The organism is Klebsiella sp. R390, from assembly GCF_051131745.1.
Classification (GTDB): domain Bacteria; phylum Pseudomonadota; class Gammaproteobacteria; order Enterobacterales; family Enterobacteriaceae; genus Klebsiella.
This window is the reverse complement of the sequence record NZ_CP180445.1, coordinates 5,258,367-5,282,875: the sequence shown is the minus strand read 5'-3', so window position 1 is coordinate 5,282,875 and position 24,509 is coordinate 5,258,367. Positions and strand designations below refer to the sequence as shown.

The 24,509-nt window shown below is 52.4% G+C and carries 23 protein-coding genes; 13 read left to right on the top strand and 10 right to left on the bottom strand.

The annotated features are described in order from the left end of the window. Nucleotides 1-95: 95 nt before the first annotated feature. The 7 genes from ACMYSP_RS24730 to ACMYSP_RS24700 form a co-directional block, all read right to left on the bottom strand. Complete coding sequence (locus ACMYSP_RS24730) at nt 96-650, bottom strand: LuxR C-terminal-related transcriptional regulator (RefSeq protein ID WP_434584705.1); 555 nt, start codon at nt 648-650, stop codon at nt 96-98. Nucleotides 651-941: 291 nt separating this feature from the next. Continuing rightward, on the bottom strand, nt 942-1,436 hold the full coding sequence (locus ACMYSP_RS24725; RefSeq protein ID WP_434584704.1) for a hypothetical protein: 495 nt from the start codon (nt 1,434-1,436) through the stop codon (nt 942-944). A 1-nt stretch (nt 1,437) separates the two neighbouring features. Next, nucleotides 1,438-2,262 carry a winged helix-turn-helix domain-containing protein gene (locus ACMYSP_RS24720; RefSeq protein WP_434584703.1) on the bottom strand — a complete coding sequence of 275 codons (825 nt, stop codon included), beginning with the start codon at nt 2,260-2,262 and terminating at the stop codon, nt 1,438-1,440. Between the two features lie 595 nt (nt 2,263-2,857). Beyond that, the gene (locus ACMYSP_RS24715; RefSeq protein ID WP_434587307.1) at nt 2,858-3,847 is read right to left on the bottom strand and encodes an isopenicillin N synthase family dioxygenase; all 990 of its coding nucleotides are present in this window, start codon (nt 3,845-3,847) and stop codon (nt 2,858-2,860) included. 21 nt (nt 3,848-3,868) lie between these two features. Then, nucleotides 3,869-5,287, bottom strand: a complete 1,419-nt coding sequence (locus tag ACMYSP_RS24710; RefSeq protein ID WP_434584702.1) for an amidohydrolase family protein — start codon at nt 5,285-5,287, stop codon at nt 3,869-3,871. Nucleotides 5,288-5,297: 10 nt separating this feature from the next. Then, on the bottom strand, nt 5,298-6,287 hold the full coding sequence (locus ACMYSP_RS24705; protein ID WP_434584701.1) for an ABC transporter substrate-binding protein: 990 nt from the start codon (nt 6,285-6,287) through the stop codon (nt 5,298-5,300). A 303-nt stretch (nt 6,288-6,590) separates the two neighbouring features. Beyond that, the gene (locus ACMYSP_RS24700; protein WP_434584700.1) at nt 6,591-7,490 is read right to left on the bottom strand and encodes a LysR family transcriptional regulator; all 900 of its coding nucleotides are present in this window, start codon (nt 7,488-7,490) and stop codon (nt 6,591-6,593) included. Nucleotides 7,491-7,696: 206 nt separating this feature from the next. On the opposite strand from ACMYSP_RS24700, the gene ACMYSP_RS24695 reads away from it, so the two are divergent. The 9 genes from ACMYSP_RS24695 (at nt 7,697) to ACMYSP_RS24655 (ending at nt 16,753) form a co-directional block, all read left to right on the top strand. After that, complete coding sequence (locus tag ACMYSP_RS24695; protein WP_434584699.1) at nt 7,697-8,665, top strand: PDR/VanB family oxidoreductase; 969 nt, start codon at nt 7,697-7,699, stop codon at nt 8,663-8,665. An 11-nt stretch (nt 8,666-8,676) separates the two neighbouring features. Then, on the top strand, nt 8,677-9,960 hold the full coding sequence (locus tag ACMYSP_RS24690; RefSeq protein WP_434584698.1) for a cytosine deaminase: 1,284 nt from the start codon (nt 8,677-8,679) through the stop codon (nt 9,958-9,960). Continuing rightward, the gene (locus ACMYSP_RS24685; RefSeq protein ID WP_434584696.1) at nt 9,950-10,405 is read left to right on the top strand and encodes a RidA family protein; all 456 of its coding nucleotides are present in this window, start codon (nt 9,950-9,952) and stop codon (nt 10,403-10,405) included. Before ACMYSP_RS24690 ends, ACMYSP_RS24685 begins: the two co-directional genes overlap by 11 nt. Before the next feature lie 22 nt (nt 10,406-10,427). After that, nucleotides 10,428-11,297 carry a creatininase family protein gene (locus ACMYSP_RS24680; protein ID WP_434584694.1) on the top strand — a complete coding sequence of 290 codons (870 nt, stop codon included), beginning with the start codon at nt 10,428-10,430 and terminating at the stop codon, nt 11,295-11,297. 11 nt (nt 11,298-11,308) lie between these two features. Next, on the top strand, nt 11,309-12,292 hold the full coding sequence (locus ACMYSP_RS24675; RefSeq protein WP_434584692.1) for an ABC transporter substrate-binding protein: 984 nt from the start codon (nt 11,309-11,311) through the stop codon (nt 12,290-12,292). Next, complete coding sequence (locus ACMYSP_RS24670; RefSeq protein ID WP_434584690.1) at nt 12,289-13,119, top strand: ABC transporter ATP-binding protein; 831 nt, start codon at nt 12,289-12,291, stop codon at nt 13,117-13,119. The genes ACMYSP_RS24675 and ACMYSP_RS24670 overlap by 4 nt, the downstream gene beginning before the upstream one ends. A gap of 1 nt (nt 13,120) precedes the next feature. Continuing rightward, nucleotides 13,121-13,936 carry an ABC transporter permease gene (locus tag ACMYSP_RS24665; protein WP_434584688.1) on the top strand — a complete coding sequence of 272 codons (816 nt, stop codon included), beginning with the start codon at nt 13,121-13,123 and terminating at the stop codon, nt 13,934-13,936. A 19-nt stretch (nt 13,937-13,955) separates the two neighbouring features. Beyond that, nucleotides 13,956-15,359 carry an FAD-binding oxidoreductase gene (locus ACMYSP_RS24660; protein ID WP_434584686.1) on the top strand — a complete coding sequence of 468 codons (1,404 nt, stop codon included), beginning with the start codon at nt 13,956-13,958 and terminating at the stop codon, nt 15,357-15,359. Nucleotides 15,360-15,475: 116 nt separating this feature from the next. Further along, nucleotides 15,476-16,753, top strand: a complete 1,278-nt coding sequence (locus ACMYSP_RS24655; RefSeq protein WP_434584685.1) for a TonB-dependent receptor — start codon at nt 15,476-15,478, stop codon at nt 16,751-16,753. 141 nt (nt 16,754-16,894) lie between these two features. Here the strand turns inward: ACMYSP_RS24655 and ACMYSP_RS24650 are convergent, their stop codons facing one another. The 3 genes from ACMYSP_RS24650 to ACMYSP_RS24640 form a co-directional block, all read right to left on the bottom strand. After that, nucleotides 16,895-17,725 carry a DNA/RNA non-specific endonuclease gene (locus tag ACMYSP_RS24650; RefSeq protein ID WP_434584684.1) on the bottom strand — a complete coding sequence of 277 codons (831 nt, stop codon included), beginning with the start codon at nt 17,723-17,725 and terminating at the stop codon, nt 16,895-16,897. 86 nt (nt 17,726-17,811) lie between these two features. Continuing rightward, nucleotides 17,812-18,612 carry a hypothetical protein gene (locus ACMYSP_RS24645; RefSeq protein ID WP_434584682.1) on the bottom strand — a complete coding sequence of 267 codons (801 nt, stop codon included), beginning with the start codon at nt 18,610-18,612 and terminating at the stop codon, nt 17,812-17,814. A gap of 553 nt (nt 18,613-19,165) precedes the next feature. Further along, nucleotides 19,166-19,768 (bottom strand): DJ-1/PfpI family protein, encoded by a 603-nt coding sequence (locus tag ACMYSP_RS24640; RefSeq protein WP_434584681.1) that lies wholly within the window; start codon nt 19,766-19,768, stop codon nt 19,166-19,168. Between the two features lie 578 nt (nt 19,769-20,346). On the opposite strand from ACMYSP_RS24640, the gene ACMYSP_RS24635 reads away from it, so the two are divergent. The 4 genes from ACMYSP_RS24635 to ACMYSP_RS24620 all read left to right on the top strand — a co-directional run bounded on the left by ACMYSP_RS24635 (nt 20,347) and on the right by ACMYSP_RS24620 (nt 24,503). Further along, the gene (locus ACMYSP_RS24635; RefSeq protein WP_123754368.1) at nt 20,347-21,372 is read left to right on the top strand and encodes an amino acid ABC transporter substrate-binding protein; all 1,026 of its coding nucleotides are present in this window, start codon (nt 20,347-20,349) and stop codon (nt 21,370-21,372) included. Nucleotides 21,373-21,438: 66 nt separating this feature from the next. Next, nucleotides 21,439-22,617 (top strand): amino acid ABC transporter permease, encoded by a 1,179-nt coding sequence (locus ACMYSP_RS24630; protein ID WP_434584680.1) that lies wholly within the window; start codon nt 21,439-21,441, stop codon nt 22,615-22,617. Nucleotides 22,618-22,632: 15 nt separating this feature from the next. Further along, nucleotides 22,633-23,733, top strand: a complete 1,101-nt coding sequence (locus tag ACMYSP_RS24625; RefSeq protein WP_434584679.1) for an amino acid ABC transporter permease — start codon at nt 22,633-22,635, stop codon at nt 23,731-23,733. 8 nt (nt 23,734-23,741) lie between these two features. Then, nucleotides 23,742-24,503, top strand: coding sequence for an amino acid ABC transporter ATP-binding protein (locus ACMYSP_RS24620; RefSeq protein WP_434584677.1), 762 nt, complete (start codon nt 23,742-23,744; stop codon nt 24,501-24,503). Nucleotides 24,504-24,509 lie beyond the last annotated feature (6 nt).

Sequence of the window (24,509 nt, the reverse complement as noted above, 5' to 3'; positions counted from 1 at the left end):
CGCAAACAACCACCTTTTATCACCATTAAAAGTTGCAGTTAAACAGAATAAATAAGATGGCAAAACAACACTTTTACAACCGATAAAATTATATGTTAATTACTTACAGGCTCATGCTGACGGATGCAACCATAGATAACAACCGCCTTACTCCTGAGCTTACAAATACCCATCCGATGCATGGCTTTTGTTTTGTGCCTGTAGACATTTTTCTCTGTGACGTTTAAATTCTTAGCAATTCTTGACACCGAAAAACCATTTGAAAGATTATCCATAATAAACCGTTCAGACGGTGTCAATTTTTCTGTGATGCGCTGCAGCGCATTTTGCTTCACCGCCCGATGCACTGCTGCAATTGTCATTAAAGGAGGTATATTCCTGGAGACCATGCCATTATGTCCGGTGAAATACTCATAGCCACAGGCATTATTAACAAATAAGCAAATTTTAATCTCTCTTACGGAAAGATATTGCAGTATCTGTCGTACAATTTGCATACAGTCAATGGCAAGCAGAAGTACGTCTCCACGCTCAACAGTATCCAACTGCTGCTGCCATAACTTAGGATCAAAAGGTACTGCAATGATATCCTCGCCAGCGCTGTTAAAAACTGATGCAACACCGAAGGAAAAAAAACCATCATCAGACATTATGTAGTTCATTGACGGCCTCCCAGTCTAACGTCTTCTGCAAGAACAAACCGTGGGTACAACCTCTAAACCCGACCAGGATTATTCTCAAACCCATGCCGTAGATTATGTTGCAGCAAAACACAGAACAAAATAATAAACTTTCCTTATTCGATTATTTAGTTAATAGTTTAAATATTAATGTATTTTAAGGCATTTCACAGTGAAATGCTCTGCTTTGGTAGGGTATTGAAATCAATAATTCTGCCACCAGCCAGGACATGAAATCGCTAATAACATCACTCGATTTGCTTACTGCGAGGTGCACACAAGGAAAGGTGAGCTGACTGAACTGATCAGACTGGTCCGCGGATTAATCATACGTACACGAATTCTCAATTGTTCAGAACCATGGCTTATCATGTTGACCAGACTCATAAACTCTTTATCACCAGAGCTATCAGCTGGCGCCAGCACAATATGATAATCATCAAGAATGAAATCCATTCCCACAGAGGCGTGAACTGATTGATAATTAAAGAAAATAAACCTATGCAAGGTCGCTGAGCCTTCTGACGATAACGATTCGCCATCCATTCGGATATGCCCTTTTCCCTCGGGTTCCAGCGACAGGTACAACTTCCCCCGTAAAATGGGTTGAGAGGCATTATCATTGTATATAGCTAAGTTGCCAGAACAGTGAAAACTGTCGTTTTTTTGATGAAAAAAATGCCAGGAGAAGAATACGCTGGCCACGGCAAATACCATCGTGGAAAACCAAAGAAATGAGATCTCTTTACGCGCCATTCTACCTCCAGTTGTAGAAGAAATAATTATTGCAAAAACCGTTTGGATTACTTCCACGAGCCGTACATTGTGTGAGAAGGGTCTTTCCCAGGCCTGAATCATTAATTCGGGCATCATAGTAAAACATAAATTGATGTTGCGTATCGCAATGTAAGGCAAGCCCTTCTTTGACCCGGAGAAAATCGCCGGAAATTATTGCCTTTGCTTGTTCGCTGACGTCTTCTAATGCATTAACTCGACACCCTGCCACCGGCAGAGAACTGACAAAGGGACTGGCTAAAAACTGATGTTCGTAGAGAATATAGATTAGCATGAATGCTGATAATGAGAGCAACAACGCACCAGGAACGATGTATTTGAAATAGACGCTAAAATACCCACTTCGCGATGTTTGTTTTTTATGCTGGGATAACGTCGGTTGGTGTTCGGGAGAGGATGAAAAGCTTTCGATGGTGGTTCTATTTGCACTATGATTTAGCTGAGCGTTGTTTCCATCATAAATCCTCTCCACATTGATATCTGGATTAAGCTGGATCCCGACACGAGGAATAGTGAGGATAATATCATCAAGACCATATTGACGAAACGCCCGGCGTAAAATACTGAGATACTGGTTGAGATTATTATGACTACCCGCGCCGCCGTGACTACCCCAAACTTTTTCCAGTACGGCATCACGCGACATGACATCTCGGTGATCAAGCAATGTAATTAATAGTTCCGAGGCGGTTCGGGTTAGTTGCACACAATCTTCGGCATTTGTTGCAGAGCGTAGGACACCCTGTAAAGGGTCATAGAATACAGAATATTGAATAAAATATCGCATAATGTCTTAACTTTATATTTTGAATATCTGGAGGATTATCTTTTAATGACAGACAGGAGCTGCAGCCACAATTTCACATCCACTGCAATAAATAAAATATCAAAACCACTCCCACTTTTAACAAAGTAACACGCGCTAAAAAAATAGTGTACTTATGTTATTAATGCACTTCCCAACTAAATAAGACATTGAAAATCTTTTACCATTAACTCCTTGCCACACTCATCAATAGTACAAATTAAACTCTGGCGCACGATAGAATCAATAGCGATACTATCCGCTTTTGGTTTTATCGTAAACATAAATTTTCCATATGAATCATATTATCCGCGAAAATACGAGTATATTCTAATTCGTCATTACTCGAGGGACGAACAACCTGAGGGGCACTTCATCACCCTGATTACAAGATAAAAACACTAAAAGCATTAATGCAGCATTTGCTTTACAAGTGTCGGCAATTAACGCTTGAATGGATGGCAGGATGACCGTCAAGAAGATGACCTCAAGAAGCAGAAATCCACGCCGAAGCGTGGATTTTTTCTGCAGAATGACGGGTATAGATGATAAAAGAGATGCAGTACCCAGAGCGAAGCTATCCTTTGGCAAAGTTGGCCTGAATACGCTGCTGCAGATACGCCTCCGCGGTTATCGGCGGGTACTTCGCCTGCGGGCCAAGGATCTCGACATCTTTATTGGCCTGACAGAAAAATGCCAGGCTATAGCGCGGCCCCTGGTACTCATGCGCAAGCGGGCTTCTCACCCGGTGGAAGTTAGAAGGCAGCTGGTCATCGCTCCAGCGCATCAGCATATCGCCGATATTACAGGTGATCACCTCTTCCCGTGGCTCGATACTGGTCCACTGCTGACTCTCGCGATCTTTCCCAGGACACACCTGCAGTCCGCCTTGTCCCGCGCGTTGAAATAACAGTGTCAGGCAGTCAAAATCCGTATGGGCACCGGCACGCCACATCCTCTGTTGGGCCTGACCAGAAGCGTAGTAGTGCAGCATGCGCAATGTGCTCTGGTAAGTTTCACTCTCCGGATTGTGAGCCGTGGAAAAAAATGACTCTGTAAACCCCAGCTTTAAAGCAAAACAAGACAGCAGCTTCATCCCCAACTGCCAACACTGCGATTCAAATGTCAGCATCGTCTTTCTGAACGCGGGCAGTTCCTGGTCGCTGGGCCACAACCCGGTCATCAGCGGACGGGTTATCTGATACGACTCTTTTTGGTCCGGCGTCTTCGTCGACGGCCGTACCTGCGCTTTGCTTTCCCAACCGGCATTACGGGACAGCGGATACTGCCCCTTTACCTCATCGGGAAGCGCGAAAAACGTCTCGGTCATACGGAACGCCTGATGGATATCTTCCAGAGGAATGCCATGATGGCTCACCTGGAAGAAGCCAATCTCCACTGCGGCCTCCCACAGCCGATCGGCAATTTCACTTTTCCTTTCCTCAAAATTTGAGAGATCGATGCAGCGGACCTCGCGAGCAAAAGTTTCTTCGCCAGGCGCGCCCATCAGCGCTTCTTTTTCCAGTTCCTGCAATGCGTAGCCCTGATTCTGAATAGAATGCGTCATCATGATTGTCCTGTATTGGGTTCAAACAGCAGCACGCTGTTGTAAGGTTTGTACCGCCGCCTGCGCCTGGTGACGCATGACCTCAAGATCCAGACCTGGAATCACATCATCCTCTACGATCGGCCGGCCATTGAGCAGCAATGCTTTCAGGGAGGCCCGACCACCGCAGGCTACCGGCCCTATCGCGATATCGTGTAGCCCGAAGTAACGCGGGTCGTCCAGACGATAAATCGCTAAATCCGCCTGCATCCCAATGCCGATGGAACCGCATTGGTGTAAACCGAGGATGTTCGCGCCACCAGCGCTTCCCCAACGCACGACATCTTCCACCGTAGCCGCATCGGCGCCGCCCTCAAAGGTGCCGCCGGCATAGCGCGGCTGCGCCTGCATACCTTTACGCGCCCGTTGTAGCAACCATGCGGCATGGGCTTCGCTTTGCATATCCGCCGCTTCATTTGATGCAGCGCCGTCCACCCCTAACGATACCGGTACCCCTGCCTTTTCCAGCGCCAGCAGATCTGCAATCCCGCTTCCCAGCCGCCCGTTGCTTTGCGGACAATGGGCAATGCCGGTGCCGGTTTGCCCTAACAGCGCGATCTCTTCCGGCAGTAATTTCACCAGATGGGCAAACCACACATCATTCCCCAGCCAGTCGTGTTCAGCACAGAACTGGACCGGGGTCATGGCGAACTTATTGCGCGCGGCATCCAGATAATCCACGGTTTCCGACAAATGGCTGTGCAGCCGAATCCCCAAATGACGGGCCAGTTTGGCCATCTCCCGCAACTGGACACCCGGCGCGGAATGCAGCACGGTGGTGGGTGCCATCACCACCCGCCGCAGGGACCCCGTTCCAGGGTCGTGATAGCGTTTGACCAGTCGTTCAATATCCGTCATATAGCCATCGAAGGTTTCGGGACGCAGCGCGACCGGTAGATCCTGCTCAACGGCCCGCCCCTGGGTCGCGCCCCCCCGACACAGAACAATCCGCATACCAAGCGCTTCGCCTTCGTTAAATACAATCTCCGACGTATCAAACGGCATATCTGGCCAGTATAAATAGTTGTGATCCGCGACGGTGGCACAGCCCGATCGCAGCAGCTCAACCAGGCCAATGCGCACCGCCAGACGAAACGTGTGTTCATCGAATGCCGCGCGAAAGCGGTAAGGCGTGGCGCTCAGCCATGCCGTCAGACTCTGATTCAATCCCTGAGGCTCTCCCTTCAACAGTGACTGAAAAAGATGGTGATGCGTATTCACCCACGCCGGGTAGATGACACAATCCCGGGCGTCGATCTGTCGTTCCTCAGGCAGCGCCGCTAGCGAACCGATGGCGGTGATGACGCCATCACGGATACGGATATCCGGACCGGCCAGCCGGGCATCGTCCCCCGGGAGGCCACTCAAGATGGCATGCGCATTTTTAATTAATAATGACATGGGTCGCTCCTCAGGGTTTTACCTGCATATCCTGCACAAATTCGGTGGTATAGGCCTGCTTCCAGTCGGTAGCGGCATTCAACAGGTTGGCGCTGACCATAAAATCACGGGTTTTGTGCCAACGTGCTTCCGTCATTGTTCCCCATCCCTCGGTAGCGGCATCGCCGCCATCAATCAGGTGATGCTGACGGATTTGTGTGACGCCCCAGGCCAGAAGATCGTCGGTCATTTTAGGGTTTTCTTTTTTTATCAAGGTGTTTCCCGGGGCAGGATTATTCAAATAACTGACCCACCCCTCCATCGACGCACGCACGAACTTCGCCATTGCCGCGTTACGTTCGGCAATGGTTTCCGGGCGGGCAATCAGAATGCCGCCGTAGGGGGGATAGCCGTGTTCGGAAAACAGGAAGAAGTTTGATTTCACCCCTGCTTTTTGCACCTGGAAAACCTCAGAACTGACGTAGGCCTGCTGGGCGAGATTCTCATCCGCCACAAAGGGCTGAATATTGAAGGTATAGGGTCGGGCCTGAGCATCATCCAGTTGATATTGCCCCTTCAGCCACGGCCACCAGGTCGCCTGACCGGAGCTGGATACCAGAATGGTTTTCCCTTTCAGCCCCTCCAGCGAGGTGACATCGGCGTGGGTCAGCAGTCCCTGGGGATCGTATTGAAAGGGTGCGGCAATGGCTTTGGCCTGGAATCCTCGCTGGATACCTTCCAGTAGCTGCAAATCGTAGCCGATAATGACATCGGCCCGTTTTGATAACAGCAGTTGCATGCCGTTAACCTGGGGGCCGCCAGACTGGATGTCGACATCCAGACCGTATTTTTTGTAGATCCCCGTCGCCTGAGCCTGGTAATAGCCACCCTGTTCCGCCTGGGCGTACCAGGAAGTCAGTAGCACAATTTTATCCTCGGCCTGAACGGTCAGAGACAAACCGCTGAGGGCAACGATGCCCAACATACGGTAGCCCCAGGGAATGCGTGAACGTATTTTCATTGCCCTCTTCCTCATAACGCCGGGAAGGAGGACGAGCGGACAACGACTCAGCCTCCCACCCCGGTCAACATTGAACCGCGAAATGGTTACTGAGCAATGTCCCGCACGGAGAAACCGTACTGACCGCTTATACTCATTTTCATCTATACAAAAACGATGCCAATTATTATCGACATCTATCCTTGCCTGGCATCCTCGCCAGCATTGTGCGATGCCTGTGTTTCACCGCCATGCAACCTTTGATTCATCAACACAAAAACGCACTATTTTAGTGCGTTAATGGCTTGTTTTAGTGCTTGTCGGTCAAATTTGACTGAAGAGTATTTCCAGCTGCTTGAGCATCATGGAGGCGGCAAGCGACAGCTGTCGCGCGGGGGATACGCACAGCGCCAGCGTGAAGGGTTTAAGTTGTGGATCGGTCATCGGAATAAACACCAACTGGTCTGCCTGAATCTCATCCAGAATATCCAGGCGGCACAGAATTCCGATCCCCATCTGCTCTTTGATCAGGGTTCTTATCATGTGAATGTTATTAGAAACAGCGACTTCCTTGACCTCATTACCGCTGATGTTCACCAGCGCCTCTACCGGCGAGCTGATCATCAGCGGCGCGCAAGGAAGGATAAACGGGTATTCAATGCACTGACTAAACCGCACGGAGCTGCGATCTTCCAGCGGGTGGCCTTTGGGAACCACGATCCCAATATTCATCTCGGCAAAGGCTCGTACCTGCAGTTCGCGGGAGCTTTGGGGGTTAAGCATGATACCGAAATCCGCCTCACCCGAAATTAGCGCCTCCTGGATGTTGATATTGTTCATGGTGGATAATGTAAAAGAAATGTTGGGATACTGGTTATGAACCTCTTTCAACATCGCGGAAAAAAAATGCCGGTTAATGGCATCAATAGTCGCGATGCGCACATGTCCGCGTCGCAGCCCTCGCAGGTCATCCAGTTGCTCGCATACCCGGGTAAAGTCCTTTTTCCAGTTGTTAGCGGCGTGCAGAAGTAACTCCCCGGCAGCCGTCAGGCGCAGCCCTGTCGGATGGCGTTCGAACAACGGCATCGCCAGCTCATTTTCGACGCGCAAAATTTGACGGTCGATGGAAGACGCTGAAACATGCAGCGCCTCTGAGGCTTTACGAAACGACCCATGGCGGGCCACTTCCGTGAAATAAAGCAGAAAACGGGAGAATGCAAACATCGTCTGGGTGCTCTCTTTTTTGCAACGGGTTGTGCGAATCAAAGCTCTGGACGCAACAGTTTTATCACAATACCGTAGCATTTATAACGGAGAAACGATCGTTTCACCGATAAACTCGCACGCCGGCCCGCCAACGGCTGAGGGAGCTCCCCCTTTCGTGGCTCCTCGCGGCACAGCAGACGGCTTAATGTGGATGGTAAACGTTAATGAAAGACGGCGATCTGATCCCTGTATCGGTGGAAGCAATAAGCCCTAATGGGCTTGGCAATTTATCCTTAAAATTAATTCCGGAAGCCGGAAAACTATTCCCGGAATATTCGGCAGGATCCCACATCGATATTATGATCCCAGGCATTGGCCCACGGCAGTACTCTCTCTGTGGGATGCCTGACCACCGCGAGTATTATGAAGTGTGCGTTAAGCTAGGGGATATTTCTCGTGGCGGCTCGCACTATCTGCACCATGAGCTTAACGCGGGGGATCGACTGTCCATTTCCCGCCCGCGTAATCATTTCCCGCTGCCCGCTGCCGGGCGTTATCTGCTGCTGGCCGGCGGCATCGGCATCACTCCGCTGCTGGCGATGGCTGAAGAGATAGCACGGCAACAGATTGATTTTGAAATTCATTATTATGTCTCTGGCGCGCAGCACGTGGCGTTTGCCGCGCGACTGGAGATGCTCTCAATGGCGGGGAAGATCGTTATCCATTGCAGCGATGAGGGCGACTCTTTGCGCCATCGAATCCCCGCCTGCTTAACACAACCAGAAGACGACACTGCGGTGATTGCCTGTGGCCCGGACGGTTTTATTAAACGGCTACAGGATATTATGGAAATACATTCCTGGCCGATTTCACAATTATCTTTTGAGCGTTTCAGCCGCGCTATTCCGGATAATGAACCAGAGAACAAAAGTTTTTATATTCAGCTTGCATCAACGGGTGAACGCCTGCTGGTTGCACCGGAACAAACTATCGCCCAGGTATTAATGAACGCCCGGGTCGAAGTCATGCTCTCCTGCGAGCAGGGGATCTGCGGCTCCTGTATTACCGACGTTATCGACGGCATTCCTGAACACCGGGATACGGTCCTGACGGCGGAAGAAAAAGCCGGAAACAGTCAGATCACCCTGTGCTGTTCGCGTTCGAAAACGCCGGTTCTGGTTCTGGACCTGTGAGGAGAGTGACGATGCAGACCCCCTCTCTTCGCGCACCGCTTGCCGGCGTTAGCAACGTCCGACTCCCGGCCTGGGCACTTCCTGCGAGTTGGCCGACGCAACTCAACGGTACGCCACTGACGGCGGATCTGACCTTTGCTGACGGGAAAATCGCGACTATAGCCCCCTTTGACCCACTGAATCACACCTTATGGGATCTCGGCGGCGCGCTGGCGCTACCTGGCCTTATCGAACCCCACGCCCATCTGGATAAGACCTATACCATAGAGCGCTGCCGTCCAAAGGAGCCCGGTCTGCTGGCCGCTATCCGCGCCATGCACGACGATCGCCGGCACTGGACCCAGGCGGATATTCAACGCCGCGCGTCCGCAGCGCTGGCCAGAGCAGCGGCCAATGGCGTCAGTCATCTGCGCACCCATATCGACTGGTTTACCCCCTCCGCGCCTGAGGCATGGTACCAAATCGCCCGTCTGGACTATCCCGACATCAGCGTTGAGCGGGTGGCGCTGGTGCCTCTGGAACTGTTTGCCGACCCGGCGGCGGCACAAACCATTGCGCAAGCGGTGGCCGACAGCGGCAAGGGCTGCTTACTTGGTGGTTTTGTCCATTCCTCGAACTGGGATCCGGCTGCTATGGAAAATCTGCTGTGCAGCGCGGCCCGCTGGCAGTTGGATCTGGATCTGCATATTGATGAAGAGCTCAGTGACTATCCCCGCGGACTGGCATGGCTGGCGGAGCGTCTCGCTCGTCACCCTTTTCCGGGACATATCTGCTGCAGCCATGGCTGTGCCCTGGCTTCCGGCAACGAAGAGCTGGCTGCGCAGATCCTGTGTCAGATGGCGACGCATGGCGTCACCCTTATCGCCCTGCCGATGACCAACCTGCTACTCCAGGATGCGGTAACCGGCCGCACGCCACGCCAGCGGGGGATCACGCTGCTACAGGAGGCCAGCGCCTGTGGCGTGGCAACGTTGCTCGGCTGTGACAATGTCCAGGACGCTTTCTGCCCGGCGGGAAGCTATGACCCGCTGGATACTCTGGCCTGCGGCCTGTTCAGCGCCCAGCTCAGCGACGTATTCGACCGTCAGTCCCGGCTGATCTGCGACCGGGCGGCGTTAACGGGTGCGCCGGAAGACACAACGCCATTCGCCATCGGCAACGCGGCCAGTCTGGTGATTTTCCCGGGTAGCGACAGGGTTACCTGGCCTTTAAACAGTGCCGCTCGTCTGGTGATTAACCACGGCAGGTTAACCCATCAACGGGTGTGGCAACAGGAGATGACGTATGAGTCTTGAAGCAGGTGCAGGCGCTCCGTTGGCGCAGTATGCCGCCTGGCGCAGAGCCGGTGATTTTATTTTTCTCTCCGGCATTATCCCGGTCAATCCGCTAAGCGGCACCATCGTCAACGGCTTTCAGGATGTGCCTGAAGCGGTACGGGAACTGCTGGGGGAAACGGGCGAGTTTTCTACGGATGCGAAACAGGGGCCGATTCTGGCACAAAGCTGGTACGTGCTGGAGAGCATTCGCCACACGGTGGAGTCCGCTGGAGGACAGATGAGCGACGTCATCAAGCTGGTTCAGTATTTTCGCAACCTTGACCATTTCCCCTATTACAGCCGGGTAAGAAAGCTTTTTTACCCGCAACAGCCGCCGGTTTCTACCGTCGTGCAGGTCAGTGAAATGTTGCCCGACGCCACGGTACTGATTGAAGTTGAAGCAACGGTCTGGTTACCCCAATAATTTTCGATCCAGAGGCACAGCGATGATCAACGGTTATATTCCTGCAGAGCGCTTTCTCCCTTTTCTGAGCTGGACGGCGATTGCCGCCCTGCCAGACAAAAATAATACGGTGATCGTGCTCCCCACGGGGGCGATTGAACAACACGGTCCGCATCTGCCCTGTTCCGTGGACAGTGTCATTTCATCCGGCATCGCGGGCCATGCCCTCGCGCGGCTGCCGGCGGATATTCCCGCCTACGCCATTCCGCCGATTACGTACGGTAAGTCCGACGAGCATCTGCATTTTCCCGGCACCTTGACCCTGAGCGGCGATACGCTTCTGCACACCCTCCTTGAGATAGCGGAATCGCTGTATCGTGCGGGCTTTCGCAAGCTACTGATGATCAACGGTCACGGCGGACAGCCGCAGGTCCTGCAAATGGCATCCCGGGAAATGCGCCTGCGTCACGGCGATATGATCATCATTCCCCACGACGTGTTCAACGTCCCCAATAGTGAAAAACAGTTTCTCAGCCCTCAGGAACAGAAAATGGCGATGCACGCGGGCCATAGCGAAACGGCGCTGATGCTGGCCCTCGCGCCAGAGTGCGTCCATATGGAGCATGCGGTGGCCAGCTTCCCGCCGGAGTTCCCCTGTCCGACCCTGTCAAAAGGCCGCCCTGCGGCAGCCTGGGCCTCCATCGATTTTAGCCCCAGCGGCGTTATCGGTGATCCGACCCCAGCCACCCAGGCCCAGGGCCAGGAGCTCCTCGAATCGCTGGCCAACAGTTGGGCGCAAGCGATTAGCGAAATCCATCACATGGACTGGGTCGTGCGGCACGAGCCGAGCTGGGGAAAACACCACTGGAACGGCTTCGTGCAGTCCACGCCCTCTTCTTCCGTTGCTGAGTAAAAGGAACTCTGATGAAAAATATGCGTACTCCGGCTTACACGATGCTCACCCTTGCGGCCATCGCCACCTCTACGTCCGGCTTTGCTGCGGAAAAGTTTACCTTTCTCACTAACTGGTATGCCCAGGCGGAACACGGCGGCTTCTATCAGGCCCAGGCCCAAGGGCTGTATAAAAACGCCGGTCTCGATGTCGATATTAAAATGGGAGGCCCGCAGATCAACGTGATGCAGCTGATGGCGGCGGGTCAGGCGGATTGCACCCTCGGCGATAATGGCCAGGCACTGGAGACCTGGCAGGCCGGCGTACACGCCGTCACCGTGGCCACCGTTTTTCAGCACTCACCAACGGTATTTATCACTCATGACAAAGTAGAGAACCCTGCGCAATTAAAGGATAAAACCTTTCTGCTCGCCACCGAAGCTTATACCTCCTTCTGGCCATGGGCGAAAAGCGAACTGGGGTTGGGCAATACCAAAGTCCGCCCCTATACCTTTAACGTCCAGCCATTCCTGGCGGACAAAAATCTGGTGCAGCAGGGCTACGTGACTTCAGAGCCGTTCTCTGTCGCCAAAGGGGGGAAACCGTTCTACGTTTATCCGCTCAGCGACTGGGGCTACCCTCCCTACGGCAACTCGATTATCTGTATGACCGACACCATCAAGAAACGCCCGGCCGCCGTAGCCGCGTTTGTCAAAGCCTCAATGGAAGGATGGAAAAGCTATCTTCAGGATCCCAGTGCCGGGAATATGTTGATTAGCAAAGCGAATCCGCAAATGGGTGCCGAGCAAATTGCTTTTGGTATTGCCCAGATGAAGAAATATCAGCTGGTCACCGGCGGCGATGCCATGACCAGCGGTATCGGTATCATCACGCAGCCGCGGCTGAAAAAAACCTGGGATATGTTGGTGAAAAACAAACTGATCGACGCCAGCAAAGTGCCTTTTGAACAGACCTATACCCTCGATATGGTCAAAGATGCCGGAGTGATGCCATGAATACCGCGCCCAAACTCACCGTGATGAGCGACAACCGCTTTGTTCAGACACCTGCGGCGCCTGCCATTGAAGTCCTCTCGGCGGAGAAGATTTACAGCAACGGTACCCGGGCGCTGCTGCCTGTCAATCTGACCATCAATCAGGGGGAGTTTATTACCCTGCTCGGGCCTTCCGGCTGCGGTAAGAGCACGCTGCTAAAAATGGTGGCCGGCCTGGTGGAACCCAGTGACGGCAAGCTGATGCTATGGCGACGTGACAGCCGGGAAAAGGCCCAGGCCCCGCTCTCTTTTGTCTTCCAGGAAGCCACGTTGATGCCATGGAGCAGCGTCCACAATAACGTCCGGTTGCCTCTGGATCTTGCTGGCGTCCCGCGCGCTGAAGCTAACACCCGGGTGAGCGAAGCCCTCGAGCTGGTGGGACTTGGCAAGTTTGCCAACGTCCTGCCGCGCGAGCTCTCCGGCGGCATGCAGATGCGCGTCTCTATCGCCCGTGGCCTGGTGACGCGGCCAAAATTGCTGCTGATGGATGAACCCTTCGGCGCGCTGGATGAAATTACGCGTAACAAGCTCGACAGCGATCTTCTGCGCCTCTGGCAGGAACAAAACCTGACGGTAGTGTTCGTCACCCATTCGATTCATGAAGCGGTGTTCCTCTCCCAGCGGGTGATTATGATGGCGGCACGCCCAGGCCGGGTCGTCGAAGATATCACCATCAGAGAGCCGTTCCCGCGCAATGAGGACTTCCGTGTCAGCCCGGCATTTTCCCATTACGCCAGGCAGTTACAGGATAGCCTCTTGCAGGCAAGCCAATCTGGTATGGAGCCATAATATGAAGACCGCAAACGCTAAACCGTGGGTTAATCGTCCACTTTTTCTCAAAATTCTCTATCCGACCATCGTCGCCGTGCTGGTGATCTTGCTGTGGCAGGGCGCGGTCAGCTATTTTCGCATCCCGCAATTTCTGGTGCCTTCCCCCCTGGTGATGGTGGAAAGCCTGTGGACGCATCTGACACCGCTGCTGCTGTCATTACTGTTCACGCTAAAGATCACCCTGATATCGTTTCTCCTGTCGATCGTTATCGGCACGGCTGTCGCGTTTATCCTGGTGCAGAACCGTTTTGTAGAAACCGCGCTGTTTCCGTACATCGTCTTTTTGCAGGTAACGCCCATTGTCGCTATCGCGCCCCTGATCATTATTTGGGTGAAAGATGCCACCCTCTCGTTGGTGGTGTGCGCAACCCTGATGGCGGTATTCCCGATTATCTCCAATACCACCCAGGGATTACGCAGCGTATCGCCTGGACTGCTGAGCTATTTCAGGCTGAATCACGCCAGCCGTTTGCAAGCCCTGGTGCGACTGCGCATTCCCTCCGCGCTGCCCTATTTCTTCGGCGCCCTGCGTATTTCCAGTGGCCTGTCGCTGATCGGCGCGGTAGTCGCGGAGTTTGTTGCCGGTACCGGCGGAACCAATACCGGCCTGGCCTATCAGATCCTGCAGGCGGGTTACCAGTTGGACATTCCACTGATGTTTGCCGCTCTGCTATTGATCTCCCTCGCCGGTATTGCGCTGTTTGGGGTGATGTCCTGGGTGTCGCGCCTGGCGCTCAGCGCATGGCATGAAAGCGAAGCGGTGCAATCTCACTAATTTAACAGGTAGAAAAACGATGACTCGTGAGCAACGTCAACATGCGGTCGCGCTGATACAGCAGGCATTGCCGGCGCTGGAGTGGACCTTACACCCGGCGAAGATTAAACGTCTTTCCCGCGATTTTCACTGGTTCAGCCCGGTGCTCAACCAACAGCTGGAAGGAAAACAGGCGGATGCCGTCGTCCGTCCGCGTAACGAAGAAGAGCTGCGGCAACTGGTTGCCGCCTGCGTACAGCAGCAATTGCCGATTATCCTGCGCGGCAGCGCTACCGGTAATTATGGCCAACTGGTGCCGCTGGAGGGCGGCATACTGATAGATATGACCGCGTTGAATCAAATCTGCGCGCTCAACAACGGCACGGTGCGTGCTCAGGCCGGCATTCGCCTGGCGGACATTGAAGCCGTTACCCGTCCGACAGGATGGGAGCTGCGTTGCATGCCATCGACCTTCCGCCTGGCCAGCTTAGGCGGTCTTTACTGTGGAGGTTTTGGCGGTATCGGCTCCATTAACTACGGCCCACTGGCGGCGCCCGGCAACGTGCTCAGCGTAAAAGTCATGACCGTAGAGGCTGCTCCCCGAGTGTTGACCATTCCGGCACCGCAGGCGCTGCTGCTGCACCACGCTTACGGCAGTAACGGTATCATCCTTGAAGTCGAGCTGGCGCTGGCCCCCACGCACCGCTGGATCGAACGCCTGGACGTGTTTGACGACTTCACCGACGCCCTGAATTATGCCAACGAGTGCCTCCGTTCTCCCGGATTCGTCAAGCGCCAGCTGGCGCTGCTTGCCGCACCGATCCCGGACTATTTTAGCCATCTCAAGGAGCACTATCGGGCCGGGCAGCACGCGGTCATCAGCGTTATCGCCGAGGAGAGTGAAGGATTCTGTCCCGGACTGGTGCTGAAACATAACGGGGAAAATGCCATCCGACAGCACGGCGACGAAGCCCGGGAGCGCAATGCCTCATTAATGGAATACTGTTGGAACCACACCACCTTACATGCGCTGAAGGTCGACAATACGCTGACCTATTTACAAACGGCGTTTAATTATCAGAACTTCCCGCAGCAAATTTTGCAAATGGAGCAGCGATTCTCAGGCGAAGTCATCTCGCATATTGAATTCCTGCGCGATAATGATGGCAATATTACCGCCAGCGGCCTGCAGTTAGTTCGCTATTCGACTGAAGAGCGGCTAAATGAAATTATGCAGATATTTCGTGAAAATGACGTCAACATTAATAACCCACATGTTTATCAGGTTGAAGATGGTAAGCAGGGTGTTATTCGTTCTGACGTCGTCGCCGTCAAAAAATATATCGACCCGGATGGCTTGCTTAACCCCGGCAAGCTGCGAGGCTGGGCCCAGCGCGACCAGTTAGCCTTAGACAGTAACCCCTTGTCCTTACACGATAAATAAATACCCGAGCCTTACTGGCCGCCCTACAAAATAAAAACAAGATGGTATTACCTGCCATTTTTATGGCAGGTATTTTTCTTCCCAAAATTGAAGTGATATTTAACAGGGTGATCTCAATGAAAAGCAAAGCCATGAATCGTGGACTAACGTTGGGTGCGTTGCTCATTTCCCAGGGGATATTCATCCAGGCCGGCCACGCCACAATCCCCTTAACCACCGACTGTAAATCCAGCGTCGCTGGTTCGCTCACCGAATTCTTTACCTGCGGTAGCATCAGCGGCAGCCTGCGCACATTATATTATTCAACCCATAACGCCTATTTTGTTTCGGGCCTATCGCAGGACACGGTCAGCTACGGCGGCAGCGTAAAATACGCCACAGCAGAATATTATGGCGTCAGCCTCGGCGTCAGCGGCATTCTGCAGCGCGGGATTTCCCATAACGATGACCATCTGGTTAACGAACTCGGCCCCAATCAAACCGGCGTCGGCGAAGCCTGGCTCAGCTGGCATGACGATCGGTTCAGGATCACCGCCGGCGACCAGCGGATTAATATTCCTTTTATCGGCGACTATGACTGGCGCATTACGCCAATACTTTTCCGGGCGATTGATGCCAGCTATGGCGATAGCGACAATTTCCTGCATGCCACGAAAATCACCCGCTATAAACCCTGGGGCGACGACCAGTTTCTGGATACCACCGCGTATACCGACATCGAGCAAAGCACCAACGGGATGTGGGGCGTCGGTGGCGGGCGGTCCATCGCATTTGGCGATCGCAAAGTCAACGCCCAGATGTGGTACGAAAACTATGACGACTATACGCGGATCGTCTATGCCGACAGTTTTCTCTCGTGGAATGAATATGCCACTGCACCAAAAATCGGTCTCCAGTTCATTCGCGGCCTGAGCGAAGGTAAAGCGCTGGCTGGCGAGGTGAACAGCACCAGCTATGGCGCGCAGTTCAGTATGAAACTCGCCCCGTCTCTGGCGTGGACGCTGAATTATAACCATATCTCCGCCAACGGTAATGCTTATGGCAACGGCGCTCTGGTGACGCCGTACGCGCACAATACCTCTTCCGGTCCCTACTTCGCTCAGCCCTTCTTTACCAGCACGCAGGACCTGGGCAGCGGCAACGCCTACTCCACCGATCTGAACTGGGCCGCCACGGAGCAGGTTTCCCTCGGCAGCCGCTACTCGTTTATGGATTTAACCCCCACGGCAGGCGCTTCCAGCAGCAACCAGTCTGAATATCTGATCTACGGTACCTACCGTTTCACAGGGCTGCTGAACGGGCTGAGTCTGACAGACTTTGCCGGCGTACAGACCAACTCCACCTCGGCTAAAAATTTCTGGCAAAACCGTCTCGCATTACAGTATGACTTTTAACCCTTTGGCAACCACGCAAGCCGAGGGTACCGATAAAACGTAGTTTTGCTTGCCTGGATAACCCTATCCAGGCTGCATCAAACCTTGAACAAGACGTGCAATACTCAGGATGACAGGAGGACATTGCCTGAGAAACATTATTCAGATTGATGTGCTTACAGAGCACCCCATCTCATTAGCTAAAGTTCCTTTCGTCGCTTTGATCAAGGCTGAGACGTTTGCTGGTAGCGAGGACCAAATCGTCAATTTCGGGTTTGTTTTGCTCTCAATCAGATCCACGGTCACCTGGTAATCACAAAAGTTGGCGCTTTTCGGCGTAGTTTGATCCATCAGAAAAGCCACATACTGCCCTTTATCAGGACTGACGCCGATAAAAATAATCTTCCAGTAAGCACTTGGGATCTCAACCGAAGGAGCCGCAGGTAACGTCGCAATATGCCTTTCGAAAAGAGGCCCCGTGACTGAATAAACGGCAGTAACATCACTTCGGTTGGCCAATTCGCGTTCTTTAGCTTCTAACCTTACCCATGGTCCCTGATTGAGGTCCGATTTTTGTGGTGTAATATTCGACAGATAATTAAGGGATTGCCAGTCTGACGCGCCCCCCAATCCAGCCAATGGCGCCTGGTGTCCGCGATCTACCCCTAGAAGTACATTTGCATTTATATAGGCATCTGGGGGTAGCGTATCAGCTGCAGGTAATGCAGGATCCTGTTTCCAGTCTCGTGGCCGTCCGCTTGCCTGACTGGCTTTCGTTATTTTATACGCCACCCAATTAGCAAATTTACTGTCGCTATTATTGTTCAGGGTATAGCTTTCGCGAACTAATGTTTGCACACTGCCACCGGTCGGGCATCCAACTTCACAATTATCTATTGCAACCGGCAACTGAGTTAATTGGTGATAGCCTGTTGAACAAGACATTAATAATAACACAAACCACAGACACAAATATCTATAGTAAACACGCATTTCAACCCCCATGGGATTACATATCACCGCCTGACAATCAAAATAAAACGCTGCAATAAATTGCAGCGTTTCAATTTAAAGATATATCATTCTAAACATAATGCTTTTACCGTACTGTCACTTTTCTGTGGTGTTTTCATATCATTTAACCACTGTTCCATAGTGGTTTTCTCTTGTTCAGCAAACATATCTTTCACTCGCTCCCAACTGGCGCGGGAAAGACTATATAACGCCTGCTGCAATGAGTATTCAGATTTAAAAGATATAACACCTTTGCTTTTGGTCGAAGAGATTTCAAATGTACTAGCATACAACGTGAATATCACCTGATCATCACCAGTTTGCAAAATATTTTGCGTGAAATTTGATGATTTCTGTTCTTCGTTTGCATAGCTTAGGGCTGCTTTGACTAACGAGGTTACGGATGACTTAATCTTAGACTGGTCGCTTTGTGTAAGCCCATCAAAAGCATCGACAAATGAGTTGATGAGCTCATCTGCATTATGGCTTTGTTGTTTAATATTTTTTGTTTCAGCACTCAACAACGTCAGACAAGGAACATTTGCTATGTTCTGAGTAAATTTCGTAAAATACGCTTTACTCCCGGTTCCATTAGGATCAAGTGCATTATAACCTGATTGCACACGGCAAAGGTTTACAATGGTTTGCAGGCCATCATACATCGTTTGTGGCGCTGACGATGCTGTGTTGAATAGCTGACTATCGCGAATATTTCCTTCGATATATTCTTGCGTTGCAGATGCGATCGCAGGATTCATAACAAGTATATCCTGTGAACTTCGCATAAATACATCTTCATTATTTGCAGGACTGGTAATGTAGTTAAACCAGGCAAGTGTTTTTTCTTTAAGATCTTCAGAATGCATGTTTTATCTCCAGGAAATATTAAATGATTGCAATCACCATACCATGATACGAGGCAAAACAAGTGATTGCCTTGTGATTGATTACATATTAATAGCCAATGAGTTAACATCAAACGCGCAGTATGAAGACAGACAAGTAACTTACATTGCTGGTTGCAATGATGATCGGGCCAGAATATCTGGCGGGCTGCAAATTTGATGTTTTACTAGCTTATATTCTGTCCGTATTTTATCAATCAACTATTCCAGGTAATATTCAAATGTTAGCATCGAGGTTGACTTAACATTCAAAAATCAACCCAATGATTATTATGAAAATAACACCAAAACATTACAAAGAGAAATTCACATGATGTGGATGAATGTCTTAAAATGATAATTTATTCGATCATTAAAGCTGCGCAATTTTATTTTTAAGAACATTATGCTTTTTAACGAAACGGCAGAAAGTGAAACTTCCAGAAAATAACGTAATGACTGTTCGCCATCGCCGATGGGGGGCATACAACAAAAAAATGCGCCGGCAGGCGCATCTTTCGTTCTCTTCAACACATCACTCCCCAGCGCTATTCTCGGTCCAGTCAAACGCCAGCTGTTTCGCGGTTCGTTCTGCCAGTGTTCTGTCAGCCAGGCGTTCAACTAAATGCAGGCACATATCAATACCTGCCGAGATACCGGCGGAAGAGACAATCGGCCCCTCATCGACCCAGCGCATGCCCTCTTTTACCGCTAGCTGCGGGAACATGCTGCGCAGATCGGCGATATCCTCCCAGTGGGTGGTGGCCGACTTGTCGGTCAACAAACCGGCCTTCGCGAGTAAAAATGCCCCCGTGCACACCGATGCGGTGATGGTCGTGGTGAAGGACTGCTGGCGGATCCACGCAATGACCGCCTCCTTTTTCAACTCTGCATCCACAACGCCTCCGGGGATAATCAGGCAGTCGATTGGCGGATGGTTGTCGATTGTCACTTCCGGGGTCAGCTTCAGGCCGGCACGAGCATGGATGGTGTCCTGCGTTTCACCGATCGTGAAGACATTAAACAATGCCGGCTCTCCCCGATGCACCCTGGAGGCACAGGTAAAGACCTCATAAGGTCCGGCGAAATCGAGCACTTCAACATTATCGAAAATATAAATCCCCACGTTTACAGGCATAGATTCACTCCCCTGGAGGTACAAAAAAAACCGCAAAATAGAATTTATAAACCCGATCAACATTACCCTGGCACTAACGATATTCCCTGAATTATTTGCGCGACCAAAATACAGAAATCGAATGATGCCAGGATGAAACAGTTATCGTCATCATGCTGGCGATAGTTGCATCACATAGTGTGTGGATTTTACTTTGCCGCCCTTCTGCCTGTGGGCGATGCCTTCCTCCTTCTCTTGCACAAACATTCCTCAATGCCGCGGGATACAGGCCCTCACGCCGTTGCGGCCACCAACACAACGCGGCGCTGACCGTCTCCACGCCGTGCTTTGTTTTTGTGAAACGCTTGCACCTTTTTTGACAATAACGACTCGTATTGTTCCTTTTTGGTGCTCGGGAATATCCGTAACTTTCTGGGTACTACCGGGGATAAATAAATATGTCTATATGTTTCATCAAGATAAAAAGATGGCATCAAAATTGCCTTTATCGACGTGGCAGACCGACACAGTAAAAAAAACGTACGGTTAAATGCACACACAACCACATAACAACACGATTTCTCCATACAGGATGCTTTATGAAAAAAATGATGCTCTCCACTCTGGTTGCCGCCGCGTCTCTGTTCGCTGTCGCGCAGCAAGCACATGCCGGCACCACGTTGGATGCAATTAAGAAAAAAGGGTTTGTTCAGTGCGGTATCAGTGATGGTTTGCCGGGCTTCTCCTATGCCGATGCGAGCGGCAAATTCACCGGTATTGATGTGGATCTCTGTCGGGCGACGGCGGCGGCGGTGTTTGGTGACGCCAGCAAGGTCAAATACACCCCGTTGACGGCAAAAGAGCGTTTCACCGCGCTGCAATCTGGCGAAGTGGACATTTTGTCCCGCAATACCACCTGGACGTCGTCCCGCGATGGCGGGATGGGATTCTTGTTCGCCGGGGTCAACTATTATGACGGGATCGGCTTCCTGACCCACCAAAAAGCGGGCCTCAAAAGCGCGAAAGAGCTGGATGGTGCTACCGTCTGTATCCAGGCCGGTACGGATACCGAGTTGAACGTGGCGGATTACTTCAAAGCCAACAAGATGCAATACACACCGGTGACCTTCGACCGCTCTGATGAGTCCGCTAAAGCCCTCGACAGCGGTCGTTGCGATACCCTGGCTTCCGACCAGTCTCAGTTGTATGCACTGCGTATTAAGCTCGGCAAACCGGATGAGTTTATCGTGCTGCCGGAAGTGATTTCGAAAGAACCGCTGGGCCCGGTGGTACGCCGTGGTGATGACGACTGGTTCACCATCGTAAAATGGTCGCTGTACGCCATGCTGAACGCGGAAGAAATGGGGATTACCTCGGCAAACGTCGAGCAGATGGCGGCGAAACCGTCCAACCCGGACATCGCGCACCTGCTGGGTGCTGAAGGTGACTTCGGCAAAGACCTCAAGCTCGACAACAAATGGGCATTCAACATCATTAAACAGGTCGGAAACTACCAGGAAAGCTTTGACCGCAACGTCGGCAAAGACAGCGCTCTCAAAATCGCGCGTGGCCAGAATGCGCTCTGGAACCAGGGCGGCATCCAGTACGCACCGCCGGTACGTTAATTCTGCCTTCCAGTCGGGTACCGCACCCTGCGGTACCCAATGCGCTTTTTTGATTGAGGTTTCATCATGTCGCAACGCCCAACCGTAAAAAGGGATTTTTCGTTCGGTAATCCTACGGTTCGCGCCTGGCTTTACCAGATAACCGCCATTGTGGCTGTGTTCGCTGTCGTGGGATATCTGATCCATAACACGGTGATCAACCTGGCCAACCGCGGTATCACCTCCGGTTTCGGTTTTCTCGATCGTAGTGCCGGGTTCGGTATCGTTCAGCATCTGATTGATTACTCGGAGGGTGATACCTACGCGCGGGTGTTCCTCGTAGGGTTAACCAACACCTTGCTGGTTTCCGCGCTGTGTATTGTTTTTGCCTCCGTACTTGGGTTCTTTATCGGTCTGGCGCGGCTGTCGGATAACTGGCTGCTGCGCAAGCTATCGACTATCTATATCGAAACTTTCCGTAATATCCCGCCGTTGCTGCAGATTTTCTTCTGGTATTTCGCCGTGCTGCGTAATTTACCCGGCCCGCGAGAAGCACTGAGCGCCTTCGACCTGGCCTTTGTCAGCAACCGCGGGCTGTACATCCCCTGGCCTACCTATGCCCCGGGCAGCTGGCCGTTCGTGATTGCCCTTGGACTGGCGATCGCCGGCAGCATCGGCCTGCGCCATTACAACCGGCAGCATCAGTTGAAAACCGGTCAGCCGCGACGGACCTGGCCGTTGGCCGCCGGGATGATCATCGTCTTCCCGCTGGCCGCCCATCTGCTGTTTGGCGCCGCCACCCACTGGGATGTCCCGCAGCTGCGCGGCTTCAACTTCCGCGGCGGCTTCGTGATGATCCCGGAGCTGGCGTCGCTGACGCTGGCGCTGTCGATCTACACCTCGTCGTTTATTGCCGAAGTGATCCGTTCCGGTATTCAGTCGGTTCCTCACGGGCAAAGTGAAGCTGCTCGCTCGCTGGGCTTGCCGAATCCCGTGACCATGCGCCAGGTGATCATCCCGCAAGCGATGCGGGTCATCATTCCCCCGCTGACCAGTCAGTATCTCAACATTGTGAAAAACTCCTCACTGGCGGCGGCCATCGGCTACCCGGATATGGTTTCGCTGTTTGCCGGTACGGTGCTGAATCAAACCGGTCAGGCGATCGAAACCATTGCCATCACCATGGCGGTGTACCTGATTATCAGTCTGCTGATTTCGCTGCTGATGAACCTCTACAACCGCAAAATCGCGCTGGTCGAGCGTTAAGAGAACGGAATGACTATGTCTGTTACCACACATGAAACACCGCCAGTGCCGACCAACCCGGCGAGTAAAGCCTGGGCCTGGGTACGTAAAAACCTGTTCTCCAGCTGGACGAACGCCCTGCTAACCCTGCTATGCCTGTGGATTATCTGGAGCGTGATCCCACCGGCGCTGAACTGGCTGGTCTTCCAGGCGAACTGGCTGGGGACCACCCGCGCCGACTGCACCAAAGAAGGTGCCTGCTGGGTATTTATCCATGCCCGCTTTGGCCAGTTTATGTATGGGCTGTATCCGCATGAACTACGCTGGCGCATCAACCTCGCGCTGGTTATTGGTCTGGTGTCGATCGTTCCGATGTTCATCAAATCGCTGCCGCGCCGGGGCCGGTATATTGCCTGCTGGGCGGTGCTCTATCCGGTGATGGTCTGGTTCCTGATGTACGGCGGTTTTTTCGGTCTCGAACGCGTAGAAACCCGCCAGTGGGGCGGCCTGACGCTGACGTTGATTATCGCCTCTGTCGGGATTGCCGGGGCGTTGCCGCTTGGAATTTTGCTGGCGCTGGGACGACGCTCAACCATGCCGGTGGTGCGTACGCTGTCGGTGATTTTTATCGAATTCTGGCGAGGCGTACCGCTGATTACCGTGCTGTTCATGTCATCGGTGATGCTGCCGCTGTTTATGGCAGAAGGAACCACCATCGATAAGCTGGTACGTGCCCTGGTCGGGGTGATCCTGTTCCAGTCAGCCTATATTGCCGAAGTGGTTCGCGGCGGCCTGCAGGCGCTTCCCAAAGGACAGTATGAAGCGGCGGAATCGCTGGCGCTGGGCTACTGGAAAACCCAGGCGCTGGTTATTCTCCCCCAGGCGTTGAAGCTCACCATCCCCGGGTTGGTCAACACCATTATTGCGCTGTTTAAAGACACCAGCCTGGTGATCATTATCGGCCTGTTCGATCTTTTCAGTAGCGTACAGCAGGCCACGGTTGACCCCACCTGGCTGGGAATGTCGACAGAGGGCTATGTTTTTGCCGCGCTGGTCTACTGGGTTTTCTGTTTTAGCATGTCGCGCTATAGCCAGTATCTGGAAAAGCGCTTTCACACCGGGCGTAAATCGCACTGAGGTTTTACATGACACACACAATGACTAATTCTGCTGACGCAATGATGATCTCGCTCGAAAATGTGAATAAATGGTACGGTCAGTTCCATGTATTAAAAGATATCAATCTGCAGGTGAAGCCGCGCGAACGCATAGTACTTTGCGGGCCTTCAGGTTCGGGGAAATCGACCACTATCCGCTGCATCAACCACCTGGAAGAACACCAGCAAGGGCGTATTGTCGTGGATGGTATTCATCTCAACGATGATGTCCGCAACATTGAACGTGTGCGTACTGAAGTCGGCATGGTCTTCCAGCACTTTAACCTTTTCCCTCACCTGACCGTGTTGCAGAACTGCACCCTGGCGCCAACCTGGGTGCGTAAAATGCCGACCAAAGAAGCGGAAGCTCTGGCCATGCACTATCTGCAACGTGTCCGCATTGCGGAACATGCACATAAATTCCCAGGACAGCTCTCCGGGGGCCAGCAGCAGCGCGTGGCGATTGCCCGTTCTCTGTGCATGAAACCCAAAATCATGTTGTTTGATGAGCCGACCTCCGCGCTGGATCCGGAGATGGTCAAAGAGGTGCTCGATACCATGATTGGTCTGGCAGAAGACGGCATGACGATGCTGTGCGTCACCCACGAGATGGGCTTTGCCCGCACGGTGGCCGATCGGGTCATTTTTATGGACCGTGGCGAAATTGTCGAACAGGCGCCGCCGCAGGAGTTCTTCTCTCATCCTAAATCTGAACGTACCCGGGCGTTCCTGTCGCAGGTGATCCACTAAACCTGC

Coding starts and splice junctions, on each gene's coding strand:
- ACMYSP_RS24730 (WP_434584705.1), bottom strand. CDS start 650: ATGTCTGATGATGGTTTTTTTTCCTTCGGTGTTGCATCAGTTTTTAAC.
- ACMYSP_RS24725 (WP_434584704.1), bottom strand. CDS start 1,436: ATGGCGCGTAAAGAGATCTCATTTCTTTGGTTTTCCACGATGGTATTT.
- ACMYSP_RS24720 (WP_434584703.1), bottom strand. CDS start 2,262: ATGCGATATTTTATTCAATATTCTGTATTCTATGACCCTTTACAGGGT.
- ACMYSP_RS24715 (WP_434587307.1), bottom strand. CDS start 3,847: ATGACGCATTCTATTCAGAATCAGGGCTACGCATTGCAGGAACTGGAA.
- ACMYSP_RS24710 (WP_434584702.1), bottom strand. CDS start 5,287: ATGTCATTATTAATTAAAAATGCGCATGCCATCTTGAGTGGCCTCCCG.
- ACMYSP_RS24705 (WP_434584701.1), bottom strand. CDS start 6,287: ATGAAAATACGTTCACGCATTCCCTGGGGCTACCGTATGTTGGGCATC.
- ACMYSP_RS24700 (WP_434584700.1), bottom strand. CDS start 7,490: ATGTTTGCATTCTCCCGTTTTCTGCTTTATTTCACGGAAGTGGCCCGC.
- ACMYSP_RS24695 (WP_434584699.1), top strand. CDS start 7,697: ATGAAAGACGGCGATCTGATCCCTGTATCGGTGGAAGCAATAAGCCCT.
- ACMYSP_RS24690 (WP_434584698.1), top strand. CDS start 8,677: ATGCAGACCCCCTCTCTTCGCGCACCGCTTGCCGGCGTTAGCAACGTC.
- ACMYSP_RS24685 (WP_434584696.1), top strand. CDS start 9,950: ATGAGTCTTGAAGCAGGTGCAGGCGCTCCGTTGGCGCAGTATGCCGCC.
- ACMYSP_RS24680 (WP_434584694.1), top strand. CDS start 10,428: ATGATCAACGGTTATATTCCTGCAGAGCGCTTTCTCCCTTTTCTGAGC.
- ACMYSP_RS24675 (WP_434584692.1), top strand. CDS start 11,309: ATGAAAAATATGCGTACTCCGGCTTACACGATGCTCACCCTTGCGGCC.
- ACMYSP_RS24670 (WP_434584690.1), top strand. CDS start 12,289: ATGAATACCGCGCCCAAACTCACCGTGATGAGCGACAACCGCTTTGTT.
- ACMYSP_RS24665 (WP_434584688.1), top strand. CDS start 13,121: ATGAAGACCGCAAACGCTAAACCGTGGGTTAATCGTCCACTTTTTCTC.
- ACMYSP_RS24660 (WP_434584686.1), top strand. CDS start 13,956: ATGACTCGTGAGCAACGTCAACATGCGGTCGCGCTGATACAGCAGGCA.
- ACMYSP_RS24655 (WP_434584685.1), top strand. CDS start 15,476: ATGAAAAGCAAAGCCATGAATCGTGGACTAACGTTGGGTGCGTTGCTC.
- ACMYSP_RS24650 (WP_434584684.1), bottom strand. CDS start 17,725: ATGCGTGTTTACTATAGATATTTGTGTCTGTGGTTTGTGTTATTATTA.
- ACMYSP_RS24645 (WP_434584682.1), bottom strand. CDS start 18,612: ATGCATTCTGAAGATCTTAAAGAAAAAACACTTGCCTGGTTTAACTAC.
- ACMYSP_RS24640 (WP_434584681.1), bottom strand. CDS start 19,768: ATGCCTGTAAACGTGGGGATTTATATTTTCGATAATGTTGAAGTGCTC.
- ACMYSP_RS24635 (WP_123754368.1), top strand. CDS start 20,347: ATGAAAAAAATGATGCTCTCCACTCTGGTTGCCGCCGCGTCTCTGTTC.
- ACMYSP_RS24630 (WP_434584680.1), top strand. CDS start 21,439: ATGTCGCAACGCCCAACCGTAAAAAGGGATTTTTCGTTCGGTAATCCT.
- ACMYSP_RS24625 (WP_434584679.1), top strand. CDS start 22,633: ATGTCTGTTACCACACATGAAACACCGCCAGTGCCGACCAACCCGGCG.
- ACMYSP_RS24620 (WP_434584677.1), top strand. CDS start 23,742: ATGACACACACAATGACTAATTCTGCTGACGCAATGATGATCTCGCTC.